Genomic DNA, 22602 nt, shown 5'->3' on the forward strand with positions numbered 1-22602 from the left:
TGACGACTCCATTACAAAAACAACCAGGAGACGTTATATGGCTTTAATTACTTGGACTGCGGCTCAATATGGCACTAATGTCGGATTTGCCGACCAAGAACATCAAACCTTGTTCGGTTTGCTGAATAAACTGTACGATGAAGCCACGGGCGGCGCGGCGCGCGCTACTGTTGGCGCTTCGCTGGATGCATTGATTACCTATGTGGTCGATCACTTTGCGCACGAAGAAAGGGAAATGGTTGCTAAAGGCTTTGGCGGTTATGATAGACACAAAGCCGAGCATGAAGCATTGATCGGTATCTGCGCGGATTTGCAGAAAAAATTCCATGCCGGTGAAGCGGAAGTCACCGAGGACGTCGGTCAATTGGTGAAAGGCTGGCTGGATAACCACATTCCGAAATTCGACATGGCTTATGCAGATGCATTGAAGTAATGACAGCATAAATCTGTCTCTAATATGCAACAAAAGGCTTGCGAGCAGCGATGCTCCCAAGCCTTTTTTATGTGTATTTTTTACAAACGGGAAAACCTCTTCTGGTTTGTGGGTGAGTCATGGGTTAAAATTGCCCAGTTAATTTATGATAATTATCAGTAAATGGAATTGTTCGCCGGTTAAATGGTCTTGCGACGATATTACGAAGATATAACGCATACAAGTTTATAACTACCAATGGGGAGGCTGCTCCGTGAAGAAAACAAAGCAACTGCTCGCTTGTCTGGTCCTGATGGCTTTAGGCTTGGGGACTGCGCATGCGGACTATACACTCAACCTGATGAAGGGCGTGACGCAACTCAGTAACGAGCTTTACGATTTGCACATGCTGATTCTGTGGATCTGTGTGTTTATTGGGATCGCGGTGTTCGGCACTATGTTTTACTCGATTTATCATCATCGTAAATCAAAGGGTCATAAAGCCGAGCAGTTTCATGAGAATACGACTGTCGAGATCATCTGGACCATCATTCCCACGCTGATTCTGGTGGGTATGGCGATTCCTGCCACCAAAGCCGTGATCGATTTGGACAAGGTGCAGGACTCAGAGATGAGCATCAAGGTCACCGGTAAACAATGGTATTGGGAGTATGAATACCTGGATAGCGGCGTGCATTTCGAAAGCCATTTAGACGAGGCCAGCGAAAAAACCCACAGGGTTAGTTCTATGGATCCGCGTAATGTCCCCAACTACCTGCTGAACGTTGATAAGCCGCTGGTGGTGCCGGTTGGTAAAAAAATCCGCTTTCTGTTTACTGCGGCAGACGTGATTCACTCCTGGTGGGTTCCGGATCTGGGCTGGAAAAAAGACGCCAACCCCGGTTTTGTGAACGAAGCTTGGACCTCAGTCGATAAACCCGGCACTTACCGTGGTCAATGTACTGAGCTGTGCGGTCGTGACCACGGTTTCATGCCGGTGGTGGTGGTTGCGATGGAACAGGATCAATACGATGCCTGGGTAAAAGCGACTTTGGAAAAGCAAAATCAGAAACCTGATTTGAGTGACCAAACCCGCAATACGCTGATGGCAAAAGGTGAATCTGTTTACCTGAAAAACTGCGTGGCTTGCCACCAGATCGATGGTAACGGTATCTCCGGTTGGTTCCCTGCTTTGCGAGGCAGCGCGAAAGTCACCGGCAATATGGATCAGCTGATTGGTTTTATTCAGGCAGGTACGAGCAAAATGCCGGCCTTCAAAAAATTGCCGGACGACGAGTTGGCAGAGCTGATTACTTACATCAGAAACGCGCCGGCATTGGGTAACAACGTGGGTGATGAGATTCAGCCTAATAAAATCACACCCAAATGGGACGATGATGAGTAATTCACTGATTTTCGCAATGAACTCATTTTCTAATTTTTGCTGAGGTATAAAGTATGACTGCTGTCGTAGCTGAACATGATGATCATCACGATCACCACGATCACGGCCCCGAAAAGGGCATTTTACGGTGGATATTTACCACCAACCATAAAGATATAGGCACCTTGTATCTGGTATTCGGCCTGATAATGTTTTTTGTCGGCGGTGCCATGGCATTGGTCATTCGCTCCGAATTATTCGAGCCTGGCCTGCAATTTGTCGATCCCAACTTCTTTAACTCGATGACCACCATGCACGCCTTGGTGATGGTGTTCGGCGCGGTAATGCCGGCATTCGTCGGCTTGGCCAACTGGATGATTCCGATGATGATCGGCGCGCCGGATATGGCCTTGCCGCGGATGAACAACATGAGCTTCTGGATGTTGGTGGCCGGCGTATTGTTGTTGGCCAGCACTTTGTTCATGGAAGGTGGTGCACCATCCGGCGGTTGGACTTTTTATCCACCGTTGGTTTTTCAAAACGGTAAATCGTTTCCTTTCGCTATTTTCTCTGTGCATTTGCTGGGTATCTCTTCGATCATGGGGGCAATCAACGTGATCGCCACCATTTTTAACATGCGCGCACCTGGCATGACCTTGATGAAAATGCCTTTGTTCGTCTGGACTTGGTTGATCACCGCGTTTTTGTTGATCGCTATCATGCCGGTATTTGCCGGTGCGGTAACCATGTTGTTGACTGACAAGTTCTTCGATACCAGCTTCTTCGATGCGGCTGGCGGCGGCGACCCGGTGTTGTATCAGCACATTTTCTGGTTCTTCGGTCATCCTGAAGTGTATGTGATGATTCTGCCGACTTTTGGTGTGGCGTCTACCATCATTCCGGTGTTTGCCCGTAAACCGCTGTTTGGTTATGCCTCTATGGTGTATGCGACTGGCGCAATTGCGTTCTTGTCGTTCATCGTTTGGGCTCACCACATGTTTACCGTAGGTATGCCTGTCGCCGGTGAGTTGTACTTTATGTACGCCACCATGTTGATTGCGATTCCGACCGGCGTAAAAGTGTTCAACTGGACCGCGACCATGTGGAAGGGCTCTATGACCTTCGAAACGCCGATGCTGTTTTCGATTGCGTTTGTAGTGCTATTTACCATGGGTGGTTTCACTGGCTTGATGATGTCGGTAGCGCCGGTGGATTTTCAATACCACGATACCTATTTCATCGTTGCCCACTTCCACTACACCTTGGTGCCTGCGTCTATTTTCATCCTGATGGCTGCCGGTTACTTCTGGTTGCCAAAATGGACCGGTAATATGTACAACGAGAAAATCGGCAGACTGCATTTTTGGTTGTCGGCGGTATCGGTGAATATTTTGTTCTTCCCGCAACATTTCCTGGGTTTGGCTGGCATGCCGCGTCGTATCCCCGATTATGCGATTCAATTCGCCGATTGGAATATGGTGTCCAGTATTGGTGCGTTCATCTACGGTTTTAGCCAGCTGTTGTTCGTGTACATTGTCATCGACACCATTCGTGGTGGAACCGGCGAAAAAGTGAGCGACGAGGTTTGGGAAGATGCTAGCAAACACAGTCTGGAATGGACAGTGCCTTCGCCTGCGCCTTATCACACCTTCAGCACGCCTCCGGCGAGAATCCCTACCGAGCATTTTTAAAGCTTGAAATGAGTGACTGAAATAAGCCATGTCGTTTGACATGGCTTATTGGGTAATGAAATGGATACAAAAAAGAAAAACATTTTGACGGCTTTGGTGTTGTTTGCTGTGGCCTTCACGATATACGTATTTGCGGTCATTAAGGCAATCTCGCAATGAGCGAGGATCTTGGGCAAAAAAATACCAAGTTGGTCCGTAAATTGGCGCTTGTCGCAATTGCCATGTTTGGTTTTGGTTATGCTTTGGTGCCGCTTTACGATGTGCTTTGCGATTTGACCGGCTTGAACGGTAAGGTTGAAGGTCAAGCCGTTCAAGAAACGGCGTATGAGGTGGATAAAAGTAGGGAGGTGACAGTAGAGTTTCTCACGTCCTTAAACGAGTCCACACCTATGGTGTTCCGCTCAGAAGTGAAAAGTATGAAAGTGCATCCGGGTGAATACTACACGGTTAATTTTTATGCGAAAAATACCACTAATCAGCCGATGATTGCGCAAGCCATACCCAGTATTACGCCGGGCCTGGCCGCAGAATTTTTTAAAAAGACCCAGTGCTTTTGCTTTACCGAACAAACCTTTGCTGCGAACGAAGAAAAACCATGCCGGTCCGTTTCGTTGTAGAACCGACGTTACCCGAACGCTATAAGACCGTCACGCTTGCATACACTTTTTTTGATAACACTAACATCAGTAAAAAATAGAGGGGAAGGATATGTCTACACACGATAGTTATTACATACCGCATAAAGCCGTGTGGCCGGTTTTGGCGACTGGCGGCTTGATGATGACGCTGGCGGGCTTTGCCAATCATTTGAACGGTTCGTCTATAGGTTCCGGAATGATGTTGACCGGTTTCGTAATTTTTTTGGTGATGCTGGGTTTGTGGTTTGCGCTGCAATCAACCGAGAGCGAATCCGGTATGTATAACCATGGCGTTGGTATTTCCTATCGGATGGGTATGATGTGGTTCATTTTTTCCGAAGTCATGTTCTTCGCCGTTTTTTTCGGCGCCCTCTGGTATACGCGTAATCTATCAGTGGCTTGGTTGGGTGAAACCGGCTTTCCCAGTGGACCGGGCCGTTCGACACACGATACTTTGTGGCCGGCTTTCCAATCGGTTTGGCCTACTAATGGTCCCGGTAAGGTGGGTGGTGATTTCGAACCGATGGGCGCTTTTGGTTTACCGTTCCTGAATACCCTGTTGCTGTTGTCTAGTGGCGTAACCTGCACCTGGGCGCATCACGGCTTGCTAGCTAAAAATCGCGACCAACTGATCAAAGGTTTAATCGCTACCGTCGGTTTGGGCTTTTTGTTCGTGGGATTTCAAGCAACCGAGTATTACGAAGCCTATCACGAAATGGGTCTGACACTGGGTTCCGGCATTTATGGTTCAACCTTCTTTATGTTGACCGGTTTCCACGGTTTCCACGTTTGTGTCGGTGCAATTATTTTATCGGTGGTGTTGTTCAGAAGCTGGAAAGGTCATTTCACTCCGGAAAACCACTTTGCCTTTGAAGCCGCTGCTTGGTATTGGCATTTTGTTGACGTGGTCTGGTTGGGTCTGTTCGTGTTCGTTTACATGATGTAAAAGCTGTTAAGTACAACGGAAAAAGCGCGGTCTGTGCAGATCGCGCTTTTTTTTTGTCGGTTCTTAGGGGTTTGACATTGTTGTTGGCGGGTTTTGATTGGCATGCATGCGGGCACCGATGCCGTGGGGTTGAATTATCCCGGTGGCGTAGGCGATGAACAACAGAATGAACAAAGCCAGCGACAGGCCGATCCGCATGGTCAACGCCTTGGCAGTCTTTGCCGAATCGCTGTCTTCCTTGTGTTTGACAATATGAAACAGCGCGGAGCCAAGACTGATGACGATGGCCAGGAATGCGACGATGGTGAGCGTTTTGATGAGCATGGCGGCGTTAAGAAATAAAAACCTGCATTCTCGGCGATTCGGGTACGCTTGCCAATAGCGCATATTCATACTGGAGCTTTCACATATGATCAAATTGAGTACGAGCGGTATCGAATTCCGCTGTTCGCTACCAGCACTGAGTGGATATCTGCTGTTATTCACCGTGTTGTGCAGCTTGGGGTTTTGGCAACTGAGTCGAGGCGAGCAGAAGACGATTTTACTGGCGCAACAGCAAGAAGCTAGCAGTGCCGATGCCCTGGATTTAACGCGGCAAACCGGAATCGATAGCGATTCCTTACGTTATCGACCGGTTTTAGTGAGCGGTCATTATGATGCTGTCCATCAGATTTTGATTGATAACCAAATGCTGAACGGTAAACCCGGCTACCTGGTTTTAACGCCGTTTTTGCCCGACGGCGGCCAGCCTGGCATATTAGTTAACCGCGGCTGGGTCGCGTTAGGCGCCTCCCGTGACGTGTTGCCGGACATTAGTATCAGCATGGTCGCGCAGCAAGTACGTGGCAGAATCAACCGTTTTCCAGAGCCTGGTCTGAAATTAAAGGGTGCGGAAATTCCAGGGGAGATTTGGCCGGTCAGGGTACAAGTTTTAGATAGCAAACTCTTGGCGGATAAGTTGGGATATGCGTTGGCCGATTATCAGATCGAGCTTGATCCGGCGCAGCCCGAGGGCTACCAACGGCAATGGAAGATCGCCGTCGCAATCCCGCCTGAAAAACATAGAGCCTATGCAGTACAATGGTTCGGATTGGCGCTGACATTAACAGCCCTATTTATTTGGATCAGTAGTCGAAAAATAAACCGTGGATAAGCAATATAAAAAAAACCGCATCACCATCATAGTGATATTTGCCATGTCAATCGTGCCCTTTGGGTTTGCTTGGTTTTTGGCAAAAAATCCCGAGATAGTTAAATTAGGCACCAACAATGGCGCGCTGATCAATCCACCGCAAGTTACCTCAGCCGATGAGTTCTCCGGCTACGATACATTTTCCGCGCAAAACATGCAGGAGTTGAAAGGCCACTGGGTATTAGTCAATCCGGTGCCGCAGAATTGCGAGGAAACATGTCGCGATGCCTTGTACAAAACGCATCAACTGACATTAATGATGGGTAAGGATATTGCCCGGATCCGGCGCTTGGCCGTGCTGTTCGACAAAACGTATCAGCTGCCTGCCGAATGGCGCGACGACGGTCGTTTATTAAAAGCCTTGCCAGCCGCGACGTTGCAGGAAAAATTAAAACAACTAAGCGCACAGCCTTTTCCGGAAGGTATGTTGATCATCATGGACCCACTGGGGAACCTCATGATGCAATACGCCCCAGGTTACGATCCTTATCAAGTCAAAAGCGACTTAAACAAGTTACTCAGAATTTCACAAATCGGTTAGAAACATGTTCAGAAAATTAACTCTGTGCTGCGCGTTTTTGGCGCTGCTAGTCATTATCGTCGGCGCCTATGTCCGACTAACCCACGCTGGTTTGGGCTGTCCGGATTGGCCTGGCTGTTACGGCAAGGCTTTCGTCAGTGACAGCGCCGAATTCAAAGCCGACGCTGCCGCAGGATTTCCGCAATATGCCTTGGATACTGCAAAAGCCTGGAAAGAAATGACTCACCGCTACTTAGCGGGTGGGCTGGCGATATTGGTGTTGATTTGGTTTGGCTTGGCGTGGAAGGAAAAACCGCGTTCGCCCGCAGTGATGCTGACCGCCTTGGTATTGCTTTTGATTGCCGGGCAAGCTGGTTTGGGTATGTGGGCGGTTACTTCCGGCACGCGACCAGGCGTCGTAACGGCGCATCTGTTACTAGGGTTTTTCACGTTTTGGACCTTGGGCTGGAGTTATTTACGACTTAACCCGGCTGCCGAGCTAAGGCCGGTTCGTAGCGGCCCGGTTTTATTTACCGGATTGGCGATGCTGGTCTTACTGGTGCAGATTGTGCTGGGTGGCTGGGTCAGTAGCAATTATGCAGGATTGGCGTGCAGCGATTTTCCGCGTTGTAACGGCGAATGGTTGCCGGGCGCCGATTATCTGAGCATTTTGGATTTGTTCAGAGACAGCGGTCTTTCGGCCGATGCAAAAATGGCGATTCAAGCGCTGCATCGTGTGTTGGCGGCTTTTACTTTCCTGGTCTTAAGTGCCTTGATGTTGTCCGCTACTTCGGAACGTTATCCAAAACCGGTACGTTTGGCGGGAAACATTCTAAGTATGCTGTTATTGGTGCAGATCGCACTGGGGATTTTTAGCGTCAAGTACCAGCTGCCTCTGGCTTTGGCCGTTGCGCATAATGCGGTTGCCGCGTTACTGATGTTGCCGTTGCTGGGAATCTTGTTTTATAGCCGTTATAACACGGGAACAGATGACGAAAGTCTAGCCTTAGAAGCCGTCGAGGTTGTCGCAACTGAACAGGCGCCTGCGGAAGCACCTCAGGTAAGTAGCGAAGATTCTTTATATCTGCGTTTAACCACTCAGCTGAAAAGAACCCGAAGCGGCTTGGGCGGGGTGCTGAGCAGTTTGGCATTCGGGCAAAAAGCGGTTACCAAGGAGTTATTGGCGGACATCGAGGCCCAGTTATTGATGGCCGACTTGGGTATCGAAACCACCACGCAATTGATCAAGCAACTGACCGATAGTCTGGAGCGTGATCAGCTTAGAGATGGTCAGGTGTTAAGCCAAACCTTGAAGCAAAACTTATTAGCCATGCTGGAGCCTTGCAGTTTGCCGCTGCAAGTTCCCAAGCAGGATGGGCCGTTCGTGATTCTGGTGGTGGGGGTTAACGGTGCAGGCAAGACAACTTCGATCGGTAAACTGGCCAAACGCTTGCAGCAACAAGGCCATAGCGTGATGCTGGCGGCGGGCGACACCTTTAGGGCCGCGGCAGTCGAGCAGTTGCAAACCTGGGGTGAGCGTAACGATATTCAAGTCGTGGCCCAACACACCGGGGCCGATTCCGCGTCGGTGATTTTCGATGCCTTGCAATCTGCTAAAGCTAAGGGGATTGATGTGCTAATCGCCGATACCGCCGGCCGTTTGCACACCAAGTCCAACCTGATGGATGAATTGAAGAAGATCAAACGCATCATGACCAAGCTGGACGAGTCCGCGCCTCACGAAGTGTTGCTGATCCTGGATGCTGGCACCGGACAGAATGCCTTGTCGCAGGCTAAACTATTCAACGAAGCGGTGGAACTGACCGGTATCGCCTTAACCAAACTAGACGGTACCGCCAAGGGCGGCATTATTTTTGCGTTGGCTAATCAACTACATATTCCGATTCGTTTTATTGGTGTGGGTGAGCAGATTGACGATTTACAGGATTTCAATGCGCAAAACTTCGTTGATGCCCTATTTGTTCAAGAATGACACGTAACAGACTGATTCCATGTTGAGATTCGAACACGTAAGCAAACGCTATCCTGATGCCGGTGAAGCTCTGACAGATGTCAGTTTTCACTTGCATCGGGGCGAAATGGCATTTTTAACCGGCCGTTCCGGCGCCGGTAAAAGTACCTTGCTGAAGTTAATCGCGATGATGGAGCAATGCACGCGCGGCAGCGTATTGCTTGACGGCCAGGATATTACTCGCATCGGCGAGCGGAAGATCCCCTATATGCGTCGCAACTTAGGCCTGATTTTTCAGGATTACAAATTGCTGAATGATAGAACCGTGTTTGATAACGTGGCCTTGCCCTTGGTAGTGTCCGGCTACAACCATCAGGAAGTGGCGAGGCGGGTGCGCGCATCCCTCGATAAAGTGGGACTGTTGGGTAAGGAAAAAAAGCATCCCTTAGCCCTATCAGGTGGGGAGCAACAGCGCGTTGGTATCGCCCGGGCGATTGTCAATAAACCTAAATTAATCTTGGCCGACGAGCCCACGGGAAATCTGGACCCGGATCTGTCCGCCGAAGTGATGTTCATGTTCGAACAATTCAAACAAGTCGGGGTCACGGTGTTAATAGCCAGCCACGATATAGAGTTGATTAATCATCTCGGCCATCGAGTGTTGACGCTCGATAAAGGCCATTTGATAGCGAGTTGACGATGAAACAGAATCACCGCAAACAAGCTGGCAGCAGGCTGGTCGAGTTATTTCAAGCCTATCTGCTCAATCATGCTCACGGCCTGTTTTCCAGCTTGGGCAGATTGAGTCGCACGCCGTTTACCTCTACCATGACCATACTGGTATTAGCTATTGCCATTTCCTTGGCCAGCAGCTTTTATATCGTCGTCGCCAACATTCAGCAATTGACGGGTAATCTGGAGTCCAGCAATCAGATGTCCCTATTTTTGCACGACAACATTACCGACGCGGCCGGGCAGAAACTCGCCGAGCAAATTCAGCAAAACGGTAGTGTCATGGAAGTCAAATTCATCAGCAAGAAACAGGCGTTGGAGGAGTTCAAAGCCAATAGCGGCTTCAGCGATGCGTTAAATGCGCTGGAACGCAATCCCTTGCCGAGCGTGATTCAGGTAGTGCCGAAAAATGCGCTGGAAAGCAACGAAGATATCGAGAAATTGATGTCTGATTTTAAGCAATTCCCGCAAGTCGATTTCGTGCAGGTCGATATGCAATGGGTGGCACGCTTGCAAACCATCATGCTGATCGCCAGCCGTGGCGTGATGTTGGTCAGCCTTTTGCTGGGTTTTGCGGTTACATTCATTACCGGCAATACCATTCGGCTGGAATTGCAGAATCGCCAGGACGAAGTGTTTATTTCCAAATTGGTCGGTGCTACCCATGCTTTTATTCAACGGCCATTTTTGTACACCGGTTTTTGGCTGGGTTTTATCTCGGGTTTTCTAGGCTGGCTGATTATGACGATCATGCTGTTGATCCTGGAAACACCGGTGGAGAAACTATCGACCTTGTATAACAGTTCATTTGACTTACTGTTTTTGAGTTTCTCGGAGTTTATTTTGCTATTGATGATCTCTTCCGTGTTGGCGGTAGTCGGCTCCTGGGCCGTGCTGCACTATCAGTTGCGGCAACTTAAGCCGCAATAAGCCAATGAATTTCTGGGAAACCAAGACTTTGGCGCAAATGAGCACTGAAGAGTGGGAATCGCTCTGCGATAACTGCGGCAAGTGTTGTTTGAATAAGCTGGAAGACGAAGACACCGGCGAAATTGCCTTTACCAGCGTGGCCTGCGATTTGATCGATTTGGAGAGCTGCCGTTGTACCCGTTACAGCGAGCGCTGCACGCTGGTACCGGAGTGCATCGACTTGAAGCAACACGATTTCGCAGAATACAACTGGTTGCCGTCAACCTGCGCGTATCGTTTGTTAACCGACGGTGAGCCATTGCCCAACTGGCATCCTTTGATTAGCGGGACTAGCGAGTCGGTGAAAGAGGCTGGGGTGTCTATCGGCAGTTATGCGATTAAGGAATCGCAAGTCACCGATATGGAAGATCATATTATCGAATGGTTGCAGCCTTGACTCAGGCTGGCTGGGCCGCCGGTAAACTTAGTTTTCCGGCGGCGACAGGTGTGGAAAATCCGGGATTACCGATCCCTAGGGCGTGCTTTTAGATTATCCTTTGCCGGGCAGCATACCGACCGTACCCGGTTTAATCCGTTTGCAACTAACTACGACATCTTGCTGACGGCATTTGGCTTCCTGTGGGTTGCTGCATGTGTCGCAAACCGTATTGCCAGCGCTTTTAATCTCATCAACATGCCAACCGTAACCTTGGGATTGGCAGAACTTTTTACTGAATCTGTCGATATTGTAGTTTTTGGCAGCATTTTCCTTAGCTTTGCTCTCAACTTGGCAATGCTCTGGGGCTAGAGTGTTCGCCATAATGTCTCGATAAATATATTCGGTAGCTTGGACGGGGCTGGTCAACAACAAAGAGGCTAACAGGGTGCCGATAAACATTGTTTTCATCATAATTAATCCTCGCGGTTGCCGATGACGCGGATGTTCATTAAGCGATTCTCTTCGGCAATTTGGTCCTTGATGGGGGCAAATTTTTCGTTTTCGCTCATTTTTACCGCCAGGATGGCGCCAACAACAACTGCGGTAGCCAGCACCACATACAACACGAAGTTATCTTTTTCTTGTTTTACTTCTGTCATGGTTTTACCTCTTGTAATAGTAAATCGGTCAGTGCCGAACCGAATTTGTATTGAAAAACCTGTTCGCCCTATAACGGGGCCGGCACTGATTTGACGTCAATTACAGCGATTTCTCCGATACCAAAGGCATGCCGCCGAGCCAGATCGAATATTTCGCTGAAAGCATTGAATGCATCAGCCAGGAATTGCGTTACACCTCCATATAAGCAGTGCCAGATTGAAAAAGCCTGATTTAGGCATTTCCGAACCGCTTCATGGTAGCGAATCGAAACAATAAAAGAAATGAGCGGGCTTGTCAAACAAATATCGTATCAATATTATACGTTTGCCGTTGTTTTCGCAAAGACTGTCCGCAAATAGCGCTTGGATTATGCGCTATCATCTGCTTTCCCAATCTGACCAGGCGCGGTTTGGCTTGAAAAACCGGCGGCCTTTTATTTGAAAAGTTTGGAAAACGGAGTGTATATCGGCGATAAAATACTCGCGAAGTTGAAATTGACGATTATCCTGGTAGTCTTCGGTTTTGATCTTGTCTAATTACTTTAATCACATGAATAGAAAAATCTCATATGCAAACATTGACTAGAAAAATTAAAAAAAATGTGACGGTGATTTTTTTAGGTGCATTGCTTCCGGCGCTCAACCCGGCTTGGGCGGAATCCGACAAGCAACTCCAGGAAAAAACCCTCAAAGCGCGGGAAATGATTCATCAGAAAGATATGGATCACTCTGCTCATGCCAATCTGGCAGAAAACACCGAGGGATTTCGTGGAGTTTTTTACGGATACTTGCCGTGTAAGGAAAAAGATTGTGATGGCTTTAAAATGACCTTGTCCTTGAAACAAAAGAACAATTATTTATTGGTCACCCAATACGCAAAAGCCTCTTCCAGAGAGTTTTACGAGAAAGGTAAGTACGACTGGGATGACAAAACTCGCATACTGTCGTTAACCTCCAATAAAAACGATCTGAATCGCAAATTCAGCATCAAAGACGAAGGGACATTGATACAGCTCAATAGTGATGGTACGCCCATGCTCGGCGACCAGGACGACTACACGTTGGCAAGGAGTGATAAATCAAAATCGCGGGAAGTGCACATTCATTAATCTATGCCCGGAACGAGCTAGCCGGTATTTAAGTAACGCCGGCTAGTTATAAAAATAGGCTGTTGGACGCAAAACACCGATACAGTCTATGTAGTTTGAAATTCACGCTGATTAGACTAAATAGTCGTTTTTCAACTTCACGTAATGTTTGGCGGAATATTCCAGAAAATTTTTTTCCTCGTCGGTAAGTGCCCGCATCTGCTTGGCCGGAGCACCAACATATAAATAACCGCCTTCCAACTTCTTGCCGGGCGGCACCAGCGCTCCCGCACCCAACATCACATAATCCCCCAATTCGGCATCGTCCATAACGATAGCGCCTATGCCAATAAGGCAATAATTACCTATCGTACAGGCGTGCACCACGGCACGATGACCGATGGTTACGCCTTTACCAATTGTTAACGGATGGCCTTGTGGAGAATAGTCGCCGGCGTGGGAGACGTGCAATACCGCGCCGTCCTGAACGTTAGTACCGTCGCCGATGCTGACGGCTTCCACATCGCCGCGTATCACCGTGGTTGGCCACACCGATACATCGTCGCCAATTGTCACATCGCCTATCACGACCGCCGCTTCATCTATGTAAACGTTTTTGCCGAGGTTGGGCTGTTTGCCCTTATATGTTCTGATTGCCACCGCAACTCCAGTTTTTTGCCATAATTAAACTACGATGTTACGCAATTAATCGATTCTTCTCCAGTCCTGCGAGGGTAGTAATGGCATTCATAGACGGTATCAAACGGCAACTGCGTTCGGTTATCGAGTGGGAAAATCCCGACCCCGATCTGTTGTTGGCGCAATGGACTGAAAACGGCGACGAAATCAAAAATGCCTCCAAATTGATCGTCGGTCCGGGACAGGGCTGTATTTTTGTGTATCAGGGCCAGGTTAAGGCAATTATCGAAGAACAGTGCATGATCAACCTAGAGACTGATAACGTGCCGTTCTGGACCACGATCAAGAAATTCATGCAGTTTTTCGAGAGTGAACATAAGGTGGGGATTTATTTCTTCCGTAAAACCAAGATTCTCGATCAGAAGTGGGGCACTACCTCGCCAATCAAATATCAGGACCCGAAATATCATTTCCCGGTCGCGTTAAAAGCCTACGGCAACTACAGCTACCAAATAGCCGATGCCAACGATTTCTTCGTCAACATCGTCGGCAGTCACAACCAAATGCGCATAGACGATTTCCGCAACATTCTTTCCGCGCGAATCATCAACCCGATTTCCGATTATCTGGCGGAATGTCAGCATAGCTTTGCAGACATCGACGCCAACCGTGACGAAATCGCCCGTGGCATAGCCATTAAGCTGGCTATCGTGTTCCGTAAGCTGGGTTTTAGCATTAGCGATTTTCGCATCGAAGGTACCGATTTCGATGAAGATACCTTGCGCCGCATCAATCGGATTGCCGATCTGACCGCTGAAGCGCAAGCCGCGCAAGCGGTGGGTCTGGATTACGCCAAGGTGCAACAGCTGGATGCCTTGCGCGAAGCTGCCCGCAATGAGGGCGGCGGCGCCGGGCTTGGCATGGGGATGGGGGCCGGCATCGGCTTGGGGCAAAGCATGGCTCAATCGCTGGGCGCGACGACTAATCAGGCTGCTACCGATAGTAATCAAACCGTCGCCAAGCTTACCGAATTGAAGCAGCTATTCGAAGCGCAGCTGATAACCGAGGCCGAATACGCCGCCAAGAAACAACAAATATTGGCCAAGTTTTAGCATGGCCAATTGCACCAGTTGTTCCGCGCCTTTACCCGCTAACACGCAATATTGCAGTTATTGCGGGGTCCGCAACGATATTGACTTGCAAGGCAAGCACGACTATCAAGTCATCGATTCCACCAGCGAGCGCGTGTGCCCGGAATGCGCACAAAGCCTGCAAACTATCAGTCTGGATGCCGCTGGTGCCTTGCATATTGAGCGGTGCGCCAACTGCTATGGCTTATTTTTCGATCCCGGTGAAATTGAAACCTTGCTGGATAGCGCGGTAGCGCCGGTTGTTACCGTTAATTTAGAACTGCTGAGCAACATCAACCAAGACCGGTATCCGAAAAATGCTACGGTAAAATATCTGAAATGCCCGGTGTGCCAGGTGTTAATGAATCGGGTGATCTACGGCTATCGCAGCGGTGTGATTATCGACCAATGCAGAAGCCATGGCATCTGGCTGGACGGCGGGCAAATCAGCCACCTGTTGGAGTGGAAAAAAGCCGGCGGCCAGATTTTGAATCGGCAAAAAATCGCTGTCAAACAAGAAAAAGCCAGTGCCGAGCAATTCAAAAAAGCTTTTCGGAAAGACTATTCCAGGCCGCAACAAAATTACGGCGAACAAAGCGTGGATGGCGATTTAGTGGCGTCGGTAGCCGAAGTGATATTCAAGATTTTTGAATAAACGGCTTATCGATTTTTGGCGGCTGTTTAACTGCCGGTGCCAATACCGCAGGTAAAAAAAACTCCGCCACCAGTAGCGGTTGCCTATGAATCGCATAAACTGTTCGACGTCCCCAAATAGCCTCATCAACACCAACCGCTGCTTGCAAACCTAGCGACCAAATGCCGCTGTCGGCCCGACTAAATTGCCGCTGGCGGCGTTCCAAATCCGGATAAGCGAAAATCACTTCACCCAAGGGCCGCGTGCCGAGGTGGGACAGATTGCGGTGGGCGATTTCTATGGTGGGTTCCGGCAGAATGGTGCGGGCCAGCACCAAGGGCTCGCCATCGGCGTGCAACAGCACTTCGCGGATCAATTGGTAGCGGCAGGGCGGCAAGCCCAACAGCCGGCATTCGTCTATGAAAGCCGGCTTCCAGCGGTGAAATAACACTTTTACGCCGAAACGCTTGCCGTGTATGCCGCGCAGACGTTTGGTCAGTGAGCCGGTTTCATAGAGCCAGGATTGCAGGTCGTCCGGTAATTGCCGTTGACTGCTCTGTTCGTGGCTTTTCCAAACGGGCGGGCGGCTGAATAAAAAACTTTTGTCGGGCAAGCGCTAAACCTCGGCGTAATGGCGGCTATGGCCGATCCAGCGATGGATCAGCGGTTGAATGGCGTTGGGGTGTTGGCGATGGATCAATTGCGCGGCGGCGGGGATAAGTTCCAGCAAGTCGCTGTCGCGGCTTAAATCGGCGATTTTGAACTGAATCTGCCCGGTTTGGCGGGTACCCATCACCTCGCCGGGACCGCGCAGCTCCAGATCTTTTTCGGCGATGACGAAGCCGTCGTTGCTTTCTTTCAGGATAGCCAGGCGTTGCTTGCCGGCTTGTGAGAGCGGTGATTGATACAGCAACAGGCAGTAGCTGTCCTGATTGCCGCGGCCGACTCGGCCGCGTAACTGGTGCAACTGCGACAAGCCCAAACGCTCCGGATTTTCGATGATCATCAAGCCGGCGTTGGGTACGTCCACGCCGACTTCAATCACGGTGGTGGCGACCAATAAATCGCAATCGCGATTTTTAAAGGCCTGCATTACCGCATCTTTTTCAGCGGCTTTCATCCGGCCGTGCACCAGTCCGACACGCACATTCGACAAAGCTTGGCACAGATAGGCCGCGGTTTTCTCGGCAGCTTCGCATTGCAGAACTTCCGATTCTTCGATCAAGGTGCAGACCCAGTACGCCTGACGTTGCTGCGCGACCCAATGTTCGATGCGGCCGATGACTTCTTCCCGGCGTGCCGAGGAAATCACGCTGGTGGCGATGGGTTTACGGCCGGGCGGCAGCTCGTCGATGATGGAAATGTCCAGGTCGGAATATTGCAGCATCGCCAGGGTGCGCGGAATGGGCGTGGCGGTCATGATCAACTGGTGGGGTCTTAAGCCGCCATGTTGGCCTTTTTCGCGCAGGGCCAAACGTTGATGGACGCCGAAGCGGTGTTGTTCGTCGATGACGATCAAACCCAGTTTATGAAAATGCACGCTGTCTTGAAATAGCGCATGTGTGCCAATCACGATGTTCGCCGAACCGTCGGTTAGCGCTTCCAAAGTGGCTTGCCGGGATTTGCCTTTTAATTGGCCGGTCAGAAACAGCACTTGATAGCCGGTCTCGGCGAACCATAGGCTGAAGTTACGAAAGTGTTGTTCGGCCAATAATTCCGTTGGCGCCATGATCGCGACTTGATAACCCGAGTTCAATGCCAGCAAACTGGCCAGAGCGGCTACCACGGTCTTGCCGGAACCCACATCGCCTTGTACGAGACGCAGCATGGGTTGTGCTTGGCGGCAATCGCTTTCGATTTCGGCGGTCACGCGCTGCTGTGCTGCGGTCAGTTGAAACGGCAGGCCTTGCAGAAATGCCTGTTTGGCAGCCTGGTTTATTTCAAAAACCGGCGACTGCCAGCTCTTATAAGCCAATTTGCCTTGCAGTAGCGCCAGATGGTGGGCTAAAAATTCCTCAAAAACCAGGCGTTTTAAGGCGGGCAGGGAGCCGCCGCTGATGATCTCCGCCGATAATTGCGGTGGCGGATTGTGTAGAGTTTGCAGGGCATCGTTCAGCGTAGGGTAGCCATACTCGGCCAACAAATTGGCCGGTAGCCAGTCCGTGATCGCGTTGTCGCTTGCCAAACATAGTGCTAATGCCTGTTTGATGGCTTTACGCAATGCGGATTGGGAAATACCTTCGGTCAGCGGGTAAACCGGTGTCAACGTGGTTTCCAGGAGTTGCTCGGCAGCAGAAACGATTTTGTATTCCGGATGCACCATTTCTAGGCCGTTGTAACCGTAACGGATTTCACCGAAACAGCCGAGCAGGGTGCCGGGTTTAAGTTGTTGGCTTTGTTGGACGGTGAAGTGAAAAAACCGGATCGACAAATTGCCGCTGTCGTCGGCAATGCGGCAAATCACGCTGGGCCGGCCACGCTGGATGCTGTCGGTAAATTCGACCGTACCGCAGACCAACGTGGTCATGCCCGGCAACAATTGAGCGATGGGGACGATACGGCTGCGGTCCTGGTAACGCAAGGGCAGGTGGAACAATAGGTCTTGGAGCGTATAAATACCCAGTTTTTCCAGGCGGTCGGCGGATTGGGAACCGATGCCTGTCAGCGTGGTGACAGGCTGTTTATGCGGTTCCGGATGATTCATGAATACACAAATGAGGCCAGTTAAAGCGCCCCGTTGGCTTTATCAGTAGTATTCGTTGCGCAATACCATCACGCCGTCCATTTCCACGCCGACGCCTTTGGGTAATGCCGCAACGCCAATCGCGGCGCGAGCGGGGTAGGGTTGGCTGAAGTATTCGGCCATGATTTCGTTGACGATAGGAAAATTGCTTAAATCGGTCAGAAACACATTCAGTTTGACGATGTCGTTGAAATCGCCACCGGCAGCTTCGGCTACAGCTTTCAGATTGTCGAATACCCGGCGGATATGCAAGGCGATGTCGCCGTCGACGACTTGCATGGTCTCCGGATCAAGCGGGATTTGCCCCGATAAATAAACCGTCTCGCCGACTTTGACGGCTTGCGAATAGGTGCCGATGGCTTGCGGGGCCAATGGCGTCGAGATGATTTCCTTGTTCATGCTATGCCTTGATGCGGGTAATTTTTAAAACGATGGAGAGTTTTTTCAGCTTGCGGATGATATTGGCCAGATGCACGCGATCCTTCACGGCTAAGGTCAGCAAATCCACCGAGACCCGATCATCCTGGCTGACCACGGTAATATTTTCGATATTGGAATCCATGCTGGAGATGGTCGAGGCGATGGTGGCCAGCGAACCGCGTTGGTTTAACAATTCGATGCGAATTTCGGCGGGGAATTCGCCGCTGGCTTCCGGGCTCCATTCCACATCCAGCCAGGTAGTCTGTTTTTTTCTGACTTCGTTGCTGTTGCGGCATTCGTGATGATGGACGACGATGCCCTTACCGGGGTTGAAGAAGCCGATAATCGAGTCGCCGGGAATCGGCCGGCAGCATTTGGCTAGGCTCACGACGATGCCTTCGGTGCCTTTGATGATTAAAGGGGTTTTGTGTGTGGATTCGTTGTCGTCGAGTTTGACGGCCGCGTTAACGTCGGTTTGGCTGATGCGTTTGGCCACCAGGAAGGGCATGCGATTACCCAGGCCGATGTCTTCCAGCAACTCGTTCATCGAGTGTTTTTTCAATACCTGCAATACCTGGATGATACGGGTGTTATCGACATTTTCCAGTTGAATGCCCAGACTTTGCAATTCTTTTTCCAGCAGGCGGCGGCCCAGATTGATCGCTTCCTGCTGGTTGAAGTTTTTCAGGTAGGCGCGGATGCAGCTGCGGGCCTTGGCGGTGGTGACGTAGTTCAGCCAAAGGGGATTCGGTCTGGCCCAAGTGGCGGTAATGACTTCCACCGTCATACCGTTTTCCAGCTTGGTTTGCAGCGGCACCAGTTTCTTGTCGATGCGCGCGGAAATACAGGCGTTGCCGACATCGGTATGTACCAGATAAGCAAAATCGACAATAGTCGCGCCGCGCGGCAGCTTGATGATTTTGCCTTTGGGGGTAAACACGAAAACTTCTTGCGGGAACAGATCGACTTTTAGGTTATCGATGAATTCCAGCGAATCACCAGCGGATTTTTGAATCTCCAGCAAATCGCGCAGCCACTCGTTGGCGCGGGCCTGGATGGTTTCACTTTTATCGTTGTCGGATTTGTATAGCCAATGCGCGGCAATCCCAGATTCCGAGAGACGGTGCATTTCGTGGGTGCGAATCTGAATTTCGATAGGCACGCCGTAGGGACCTATCAATATCGTGTGCAGCGATTGATAACCGTTGGCTTTGGGCAAGGCTATGTAGTCCTTGAAGCGGCCGGGAACGGGTTTATATAAATTGTGCACGCAACCTAAAGCCCGGTAACAGTCGTCTACCTGATGGCAATAAATGCGGAAAGCGTAGACATCAAAAACGTCGGTAAAGGAAATCCGTTTACTGAGCATTTTTTGATAAATGCTGGCGATGTTTTTTTCTCGGCCCGCTACTGCGCCGTCCAAGTTGGATTCGTTTAGACGATTTTGGATGGCATTCTGGATGGTGTCGATGATTTCCTTGCGGTTACCGCGCGATTTTTTCACGGCATTATTGATAGCCGTATAGCGGTTGGGATAGAGCGCTTTAAAGCCCAACGATTCCAACTGATGCCGCACGTCGTTCATGCCCAGCCGATTGGCGATGGGAGCGTAAATTTCCAGGGTTTCCTTGGCAATGCGGCGTTTTTTATCGACCGGCATATTGCCCATGGTTTGCATATTGTGCAAACGGTCGGCGAGTTTAACCACGATTACTCGTAGGTCTTGCGCCATGGCCAGAAACATTTTTCTGACGTTTTCCGCTTGCGCTTCGGCACGGGAGCGGCTGTCGATTTTGGAGAGTTTGGTCACGCCATCAACCAGTTCGGCAACTTCGACGCCAAACTGTTCCCCCAGTTGTTCCTTGCTGATAGGGGTGTCTTCGATGACATCGTGCAGAATGGCCGCCATGATGCCATGGTGATCCATGTGCATGCTGGCTAGTGTAATAGCAACAGAGACCGGATGGCAGATGTAGGCTTCGCCGCTTCTGCGGAATTGCCCGGAATGAGCGGCCGCGCCGAAATGGTAGGCGCGGATCACATCGTTGATTTGTTCTTGGTCGAGATAGCTGCGCAGGATCTCGCAGAGCTGGTGAAGAAGTTTTTCTTCAGGATGCTCGATAGCAGGTAGCGCTGGTGCGGGTTTGACAGCTATCTCGGGCATGGGCGTTAGATTTCCAGGTGGGTTTCCGAAACGTATCCCGCGCGATGCAAACGATCGATATTTTCTTCGTTAACAAAGCCAGCGGCAATTTCACGAAGTGCCAGGACAGTGTCTTTGTCTTTGCCGCGCGGAATGAATTCATCGGCGCCTTTTTCCAACTGCCGTGCTCTTTTGCTGGCGAGTAACACCAATTTGAAACGGTTTTCAACATTTTCCAAACAATCTTCAACGGTAACGCGTGCCATGATTAAACCTTATCTGAGTTTGCGGGGGAGCTTTGCCCGGTAGACTGTAACAGTATCGAGCGGACAAGGTTGAATTATAAGATAAATGACGCACTTAGGCCAATCGAGGCTGCAAGCGGCTAGGTGGGGAGTGTAAAACGACAGGCAATAAAAAGCCCGCTATACGCGGGCCCGTCCTGTTTGTTGTAATTATTATTGTTATAGTGTTGGACGCCTGCCTTAGGGCAGTTTAGTCAAGCAATTACTATTTTATAGTTATTATTATCAGCCATTTTACTGGCTGTTTCCCTCCCCCCTCAAAGATACAACCTGTTAAGGTTGAACGCACTCCGTATTCAAGGTGGGCGAAGTGTATTTTAAAAAAAACCGGGTGTCCAACAAAAAAAACAGTTTTATTTCGGGAAATGGTTTCGCCACGAAATTAATTTTCTTAAACAGAAACTTAGCTAGCATCAGGTTTTTCTAATGTTGAAAATTAGCGCTCCGCTCGGCGCGATTCTTCCTCGCTGAGAAAGAAATTTAGCCGTTCGTTGAGGATGGCCTGTAGTTGAAAACTGAGATCGTTCTGTTGTTTTGCCAATCTGATTTGCATGATTGCCGCTTCGGTTTCGCCGCTGGCGTAATAGTATTCGGCCATGTAGCGATGCGATTCCCCAGGCTGTTTGAGGTCTGCGAAAATCTGCGCGAGCAGTTCGTAATAATACGGCTGGTCTTTCTCGCTGTCCGACAAGCTTTGTAACACTTGTTTTGCGCGTTGCGGTTGAGCGTTCTTGACCAGGCTGCGGGTATATTGGATTTTCAGCGCGTCGTTGCTGGGGAAGGTATTAATCGCTTTTTCAAATAATTTGCCGGCTTTTTCGTAGTCGTGTGCATCCATGGCCGTGCGGGCCAGCGCCGATATATATTGCGGTTGCCGTGGATATTGCTCGGTGAGTTTTTGAAAAATTTCGCTGGCGGCGGCGTATTGTTGATTTTCCAAATACACCAAACCCATGCCGTAGCGGGCAACTGCTCTTTGCTCCGGCGTGCCTTGCATTTCGAGCGTAGTGAAATGCTGTAGCGGAGTGCGTTTGTCCTGCGCAGATAGTACGGCAAGCTTGGCTTTGGTCAACAAATACGCTAATGAGTCCGGATATTGTCGGTACGGATAGATTTCAGCTCTGCCGCGGGTGTCGGCGACGCGGTTCTCGGATACCGGATGCGTTCTTAAAAATTCAGGTACGCCTTTGCCGTAATAACGGGTGGATTGCTGCAAGCGTTCGAAAAAAGTCGGCATGCTGCGCGGGTCGTAATTGGCGCCTGCCAGGGTTTGCATGCCCACCCGGTCGGCTTCTTTTTCGTGGTCGCGGGTAAAGTCGATTTGAAATTGAATATTGCCGGCTTGGATTGCCATTAAAGCCGCTTGACCCATATTGGGTGACTGGGTGCCGATTAAAATCGCCGCTAACGTGGCGGCGACGGTCGGGATCGACAATTTACTGGCTTTTTCAATCGACCTGTATAAGTGGCGTTGAGTAACGTGGGCAATCTCGTGAGCCATTACCGACGCCAGTTCGCTTTCTGCTTCGGTCAACAGAATCAAGCCGGAATTGACGCCGATGTATCCGCCCGGGCCGGCAAACGCGTTGATATTGGGGTCCATCACGACAAAAAAGTGGAAGGGATTGGACGGCGTGTCGCTATGCGATGCTAATTGCCGACCTATGCTTTGGATATATTGCTGAATTTCCACATCCTGATTAATCTCGGCTTGTTGATGCAAATTACGAAAAAATGCTTCGCCGAATTCCTTTTCCTGAGCGGGTGAAATGATGGCCCCTGCCGAATCGCCCATGTCCGGCAGTTGGATTTTTTCGATGTCCAAGGCGCGCGGCGACGAACAGAACAGGATCAGGCCAAGGCTGAAAATAAGAGGCTTAATTGTCATGGAAGCTCGGACTGGAAGCAGTAAATTTGGTTCAATGGCAAAACAATGTGCGGCAAAAACGGGCAGCTTGAGTGTGCTCGTATTAAAATACGCCGAATATTGAGTTTAACGATTATTT

Annotated in this window: 23 protein-coding genes and 1 pseudogene; 14 read left to right on the forward strand and 10 right to left on the reverse strand. The window is 50.0% G+C overall.

What is annotated here, in order from left to right:
- Positions 1–37 precede the first annotated feature (37 nt).
- The 5 genes and pseudogenes from ACR64Q_RS07245 (at position 38) to ACR64Q_RS07265 (ending at position 5071) form a co-directional block, all read left to right on the forward strand.
- Positions 38–433, forward strand: coding sequence for a bacteriohemerythrin (locus tag ACR64Q_RS07245; RefSeq protein WP_020482136.1), 396 nt, complete (start codon positions 38–40; stop codon positions 431–433).
- Positions 434–686: 253 nt separating this feature from the next.
- Complete coding sequence (gene coxB / locus ACR64Q_RS07250) at positions 687–1817, forward strand: cytochrome c oxidase subunit II (RefSeq protein ID WP_313734095.1); 1131 nt, start codon at positions 687–689, stop codon at positions 1815–1817.
- Positions 1818–1870: 53 nt separating this feature from the next.
- Positions 1871–3487 carry a cytochrome c oxidase subunit I gene (gene ctaD, locus ACR64Q_RS07255; protein WP_313734096.1) on the forward strand — a complete coding sequence of 539 codons (1617 nt, stop codon included), beginning with the start codon at positions 1871–1873 and terminating at the stop codon, positions 3485–3487.
- Positions 3488–3642: 155 nt separating this feature from the next.
- Positions 3643–4184: pseudogene (locus ACR64Q_RS07260) on the forward strand (cytochrome c oxidase assembly protein).
- 11 nt (positions 4185–4195) lie between these two features.
- The gene (locus ACR64Q_RS07265) at positions 4196–5071 is read left to right on the forward strand and encodes a cytochrome c oxidase subunit 3 (RefSeq protein WP_192395918.1); all 876 of its coding nucleotides are present in this window, start codon (positions 4196–4198) and stop codon (positions 5069–5071) included.
- Between the two features lie 63 nt (positions 5072–5134).
- On the opposite strand, the gene ACR64Q_RS07270 is transcribed toward ACR64Q_RS07265, so the two are convergent.
- On the reverse strand, positions 5135–5464 hold the full coding sequence (locus tag ACR64Q_RS07270; protein ID WP_483823296.1) for a twin transmembrane helix small protein: 330 nt from the start codon (positions 5462–5464) through the stop codon (positions 5135–5137).
- Between the two features lie 16 nt (positions 5465–5480).
- On the opposite strand from ACR64Q_RS07270, the gene ACR64Q_RS07275 reads away from it, so the two are divergent.
- From ACR64Q_RS07275 to ACR64Q_RS07300, 6 genes are read left to right on the forward strand one after another with little or no spacing between them, the layout of a single operon-like run.
- Positions 5481–6224: an SURF1 family protein gene (locus ACR64Q_RS07275; RefSeq protein WP_313734098.1), complete on the forward strand. Its 744-nt coding sequence runs from the start codon at positions 5481–5483 to the stop codon at positions 6222–6224.
- A gap of 43 nt (positions 6225–6267) precedes the next feature.
- Positions 6268–6804 (forward strand): hypothetical protein, encoded by a 537-nt coding sequence (locus tag ACR64Q_RS07280; protein WP_313734099.1) that lies wholly within the window; start codon positions 6268–6270, stop codon positions 6802–6804.
- Between the two features lie 4 nt (positions 6805–6808).
- Positions 6809–8776, forward strand: coding sequence for a signal recognition particle-docking protein FtsY (ftsY, locus tag ACR64Q_RS07285; protein ID WP_313734100.1), 1968 nt, complete (start codon positions 6809–6811; stop codon positions 8774–8776).
- 19 nt (positions 8777–8795) lie between these two features.
- Positions 8796–9452, forward strand: a complete 657-nt coding sequence (gene ftsE, locus ACR64Q_RS07290) for a cell division ATP-binding protein FtsE (protein WP_026604400.1) — start codon at positions 8796–8798, stop codon at positions 9450–9452.
- A 2-nt stretch (positions 9453–9454) separates the two neighbouring features.
- A complete protein-coding gene (gene ftsX, locus ACR64Q_RS07295) occupies positions 9455–10417 on the forward strand; it encodes a permease-like cell division protein FtsX (RefSeq protein ID WP_313734101.1) in 963 nt (320 codons plus the stop codon).
- Positions 10418–10421: 4 nt separating this feature from the next.
- Positions 10422–10853, forward strand: coding sequence for a YcgN family cysteine cluster protein (locus ACR64Q_RS07300; RefSeq protein WP_313734102.1), 432 nt, complete (start codon positions 10422–10424; stop codon positions 10851–10853).
- A gap of 93 nt (positions 10854–10946) precedes the next feature.
- Here ACR64Q_RS07300 and ACR64Q_RS07305 read toward each other — a convergent pair whose 3' ends face one another.
- Both ACR64Q_RS07305 and ACR64Q_RS07310 read right to left on the reverse strand, forming a co-directional pair.
- On the reverse strand, positions 10947–11306 hold the full coding sequence (locus ACR64Q_RS07305) for a hypothetical protein (RefSeq protein ID WP_313734103.1): 360 nt from the start codon (positions 11304–11306) through the stop codon (positions 10947–10949).
- A 2-nt stretch (positions 11307–11308) separates the two neighbouring features.
- Positions 11309–11494: a hypothetical protein gene (locus tag ACR64Q_RS07310; RefSeq protein WP_020482122.1), complete on the reverse strand. Its 186-nt coding sequence runs from the start codon at positions 11492–11494 to the stop codon at positions 11309–11311.
- A 569-nt stretch (positions 11495–12063) separates the two neighbouring features.
- On the opposite strand from ACR64Q_RS07310, the gene ACR64Q_RS07315 reads away from it, so the two are divergent.
- Complete coding sequence (locus ACR64Q_RS07315; protein WP_020482121.1) at positions 12064–12603, forward strand: copper resistance protein NlpE; 540 nt, start codon at positions 12064–12066, stop codon at positions 12601–12603.
- Positions 12604–12714: 111 nt separating this feature from the next.
- Here the strand turns inward: ACR64Q_RS07315 and ACR64Q_RS07320 are convergent, their stop codons facing one another.
- Positions 12715–13242: a gamma carbonic anhydrase family protein gene (locus ACR64Q_RS07320; protein ID WP_313734104.1), complete on the reverse strand. Its 528-nt coding sequence runs from the start codon at positions 13240–13242 to the stop codon at positions 12715–12717.
- A gap of 80 nt (positions 13243–13322) precedes the next feature.
- Here ACR64Q_RS07320 and ACR64Q_RS07325 point away from each other — a divergent pair, with 80 nt between their 5' ends.
- Together ACR64Q_RS07325 and ACR64Q_RS07330 are read left to right on the forward strand one after the other, a co-directional pair.
- Entirely contained in the window at positions 13323–14333 is a 1011-nt protein-coding gene (locus tag ACR64Q_RS07325) for an SPFH domain-containing protein (RefSeq protein WP_313734105.1), read from the forward strand.
- A gap of 1 nt (position 14334) precedes the next feature.
- Entirely contained in the window at positions 14335–15006 is a 672-nt protein-coding gene (locus tag ACR64Q_RS07330; protein ID WP_313734106.1) for a TFIIB-type zinc ribbon-containing protein, read from the forward strand.
- Here the strand turns inward: ACR64Q_RS07330 and ACR64Q_RS07335 are convergent.
- The 6 genes from ACR64Q_RS07335 to ACR64Q_RS07360 form a co-directional block, all read right to left on the reverse strand.
- Positions 14990–15598: a chorismate--pyruvate lyase family protein gene (locus tag ACR64Q_RS07335; RefSeq protein ID WP_313734107.1), complete on the reverse strand. Its 609-nt coding sequence runs from the start codon at positions 15596–15598 to the stop codon at positions 14990–14992. The genes ACR64Q_RS07330 and ACR64Q_RS07335 overlap by 17 nt on opposite strands.
- A 3-nt stretch (positions 15599–15601) precedes the next feature.
- Positions 15602–17689 (reverse strand): ATP-dependent DNA helicase RecG, encoded by a 2088-nt coding sequence (gene recG / locus ACR64Q_RS07340; RefSeq protein ID WP_313734108.1) that lies wholly within the window; start codon positions 17687–17689, stop codon positions 15602–15604.
- A gap of 42 nt (positions 17690–17731) precedes the next feature.
- On the reverse strand, positions 17732–18127 hold the full coding sequence (locus tag ACR64Q_RS07345) for a RidA family protein (RefSeq protein ID WP_313734109.1): 396 nt from the start codon (positions 18125–18127) through the stop codon (positions 17732–17734).
- Position 18128: 1 nt separating this feature from the next.
- The gene (locus ACR64Q_RS07350; protein ID WP_020482114.1) at positions 18129–20312 is read right to left on the reverse strand and encodes a RelA/SpoT family protein; all 2184 of its coding nucleotides are present in this window, start codon (positions 20310–20312) and stop codon (positions 18129–18131) included.
- Positions 20313–20317: 5 nt separating this feature from the next.
- A complete protein-coding gene (gene rpoZ / locus ACR64Q_RS07355; protein WP_020482113.1) occupies positions 20318–20557 on the reverse strand; it encodes a DNA-directed RNA polymerase subunit omega in 240 nt (79 codons plus the stop codon).
- A 475-nt stretch (positions 20558–21032) separates the two neighbouring features.
- Complete coding sequence (locus ACR64Q_RS07360) at positions 21033–22484, reverse strand: M48 family metalloprotease (RefSeq protein WP_313734111.1); 1452 nt, start codon at positions 22482–22484, stop codon at positions 21033–21035.
- Positions 22485–22602: the final 118 nt, after the last annotated feature.

This window comes from Methylomonas sp. 2F7 (assembly GCF_057126975.1).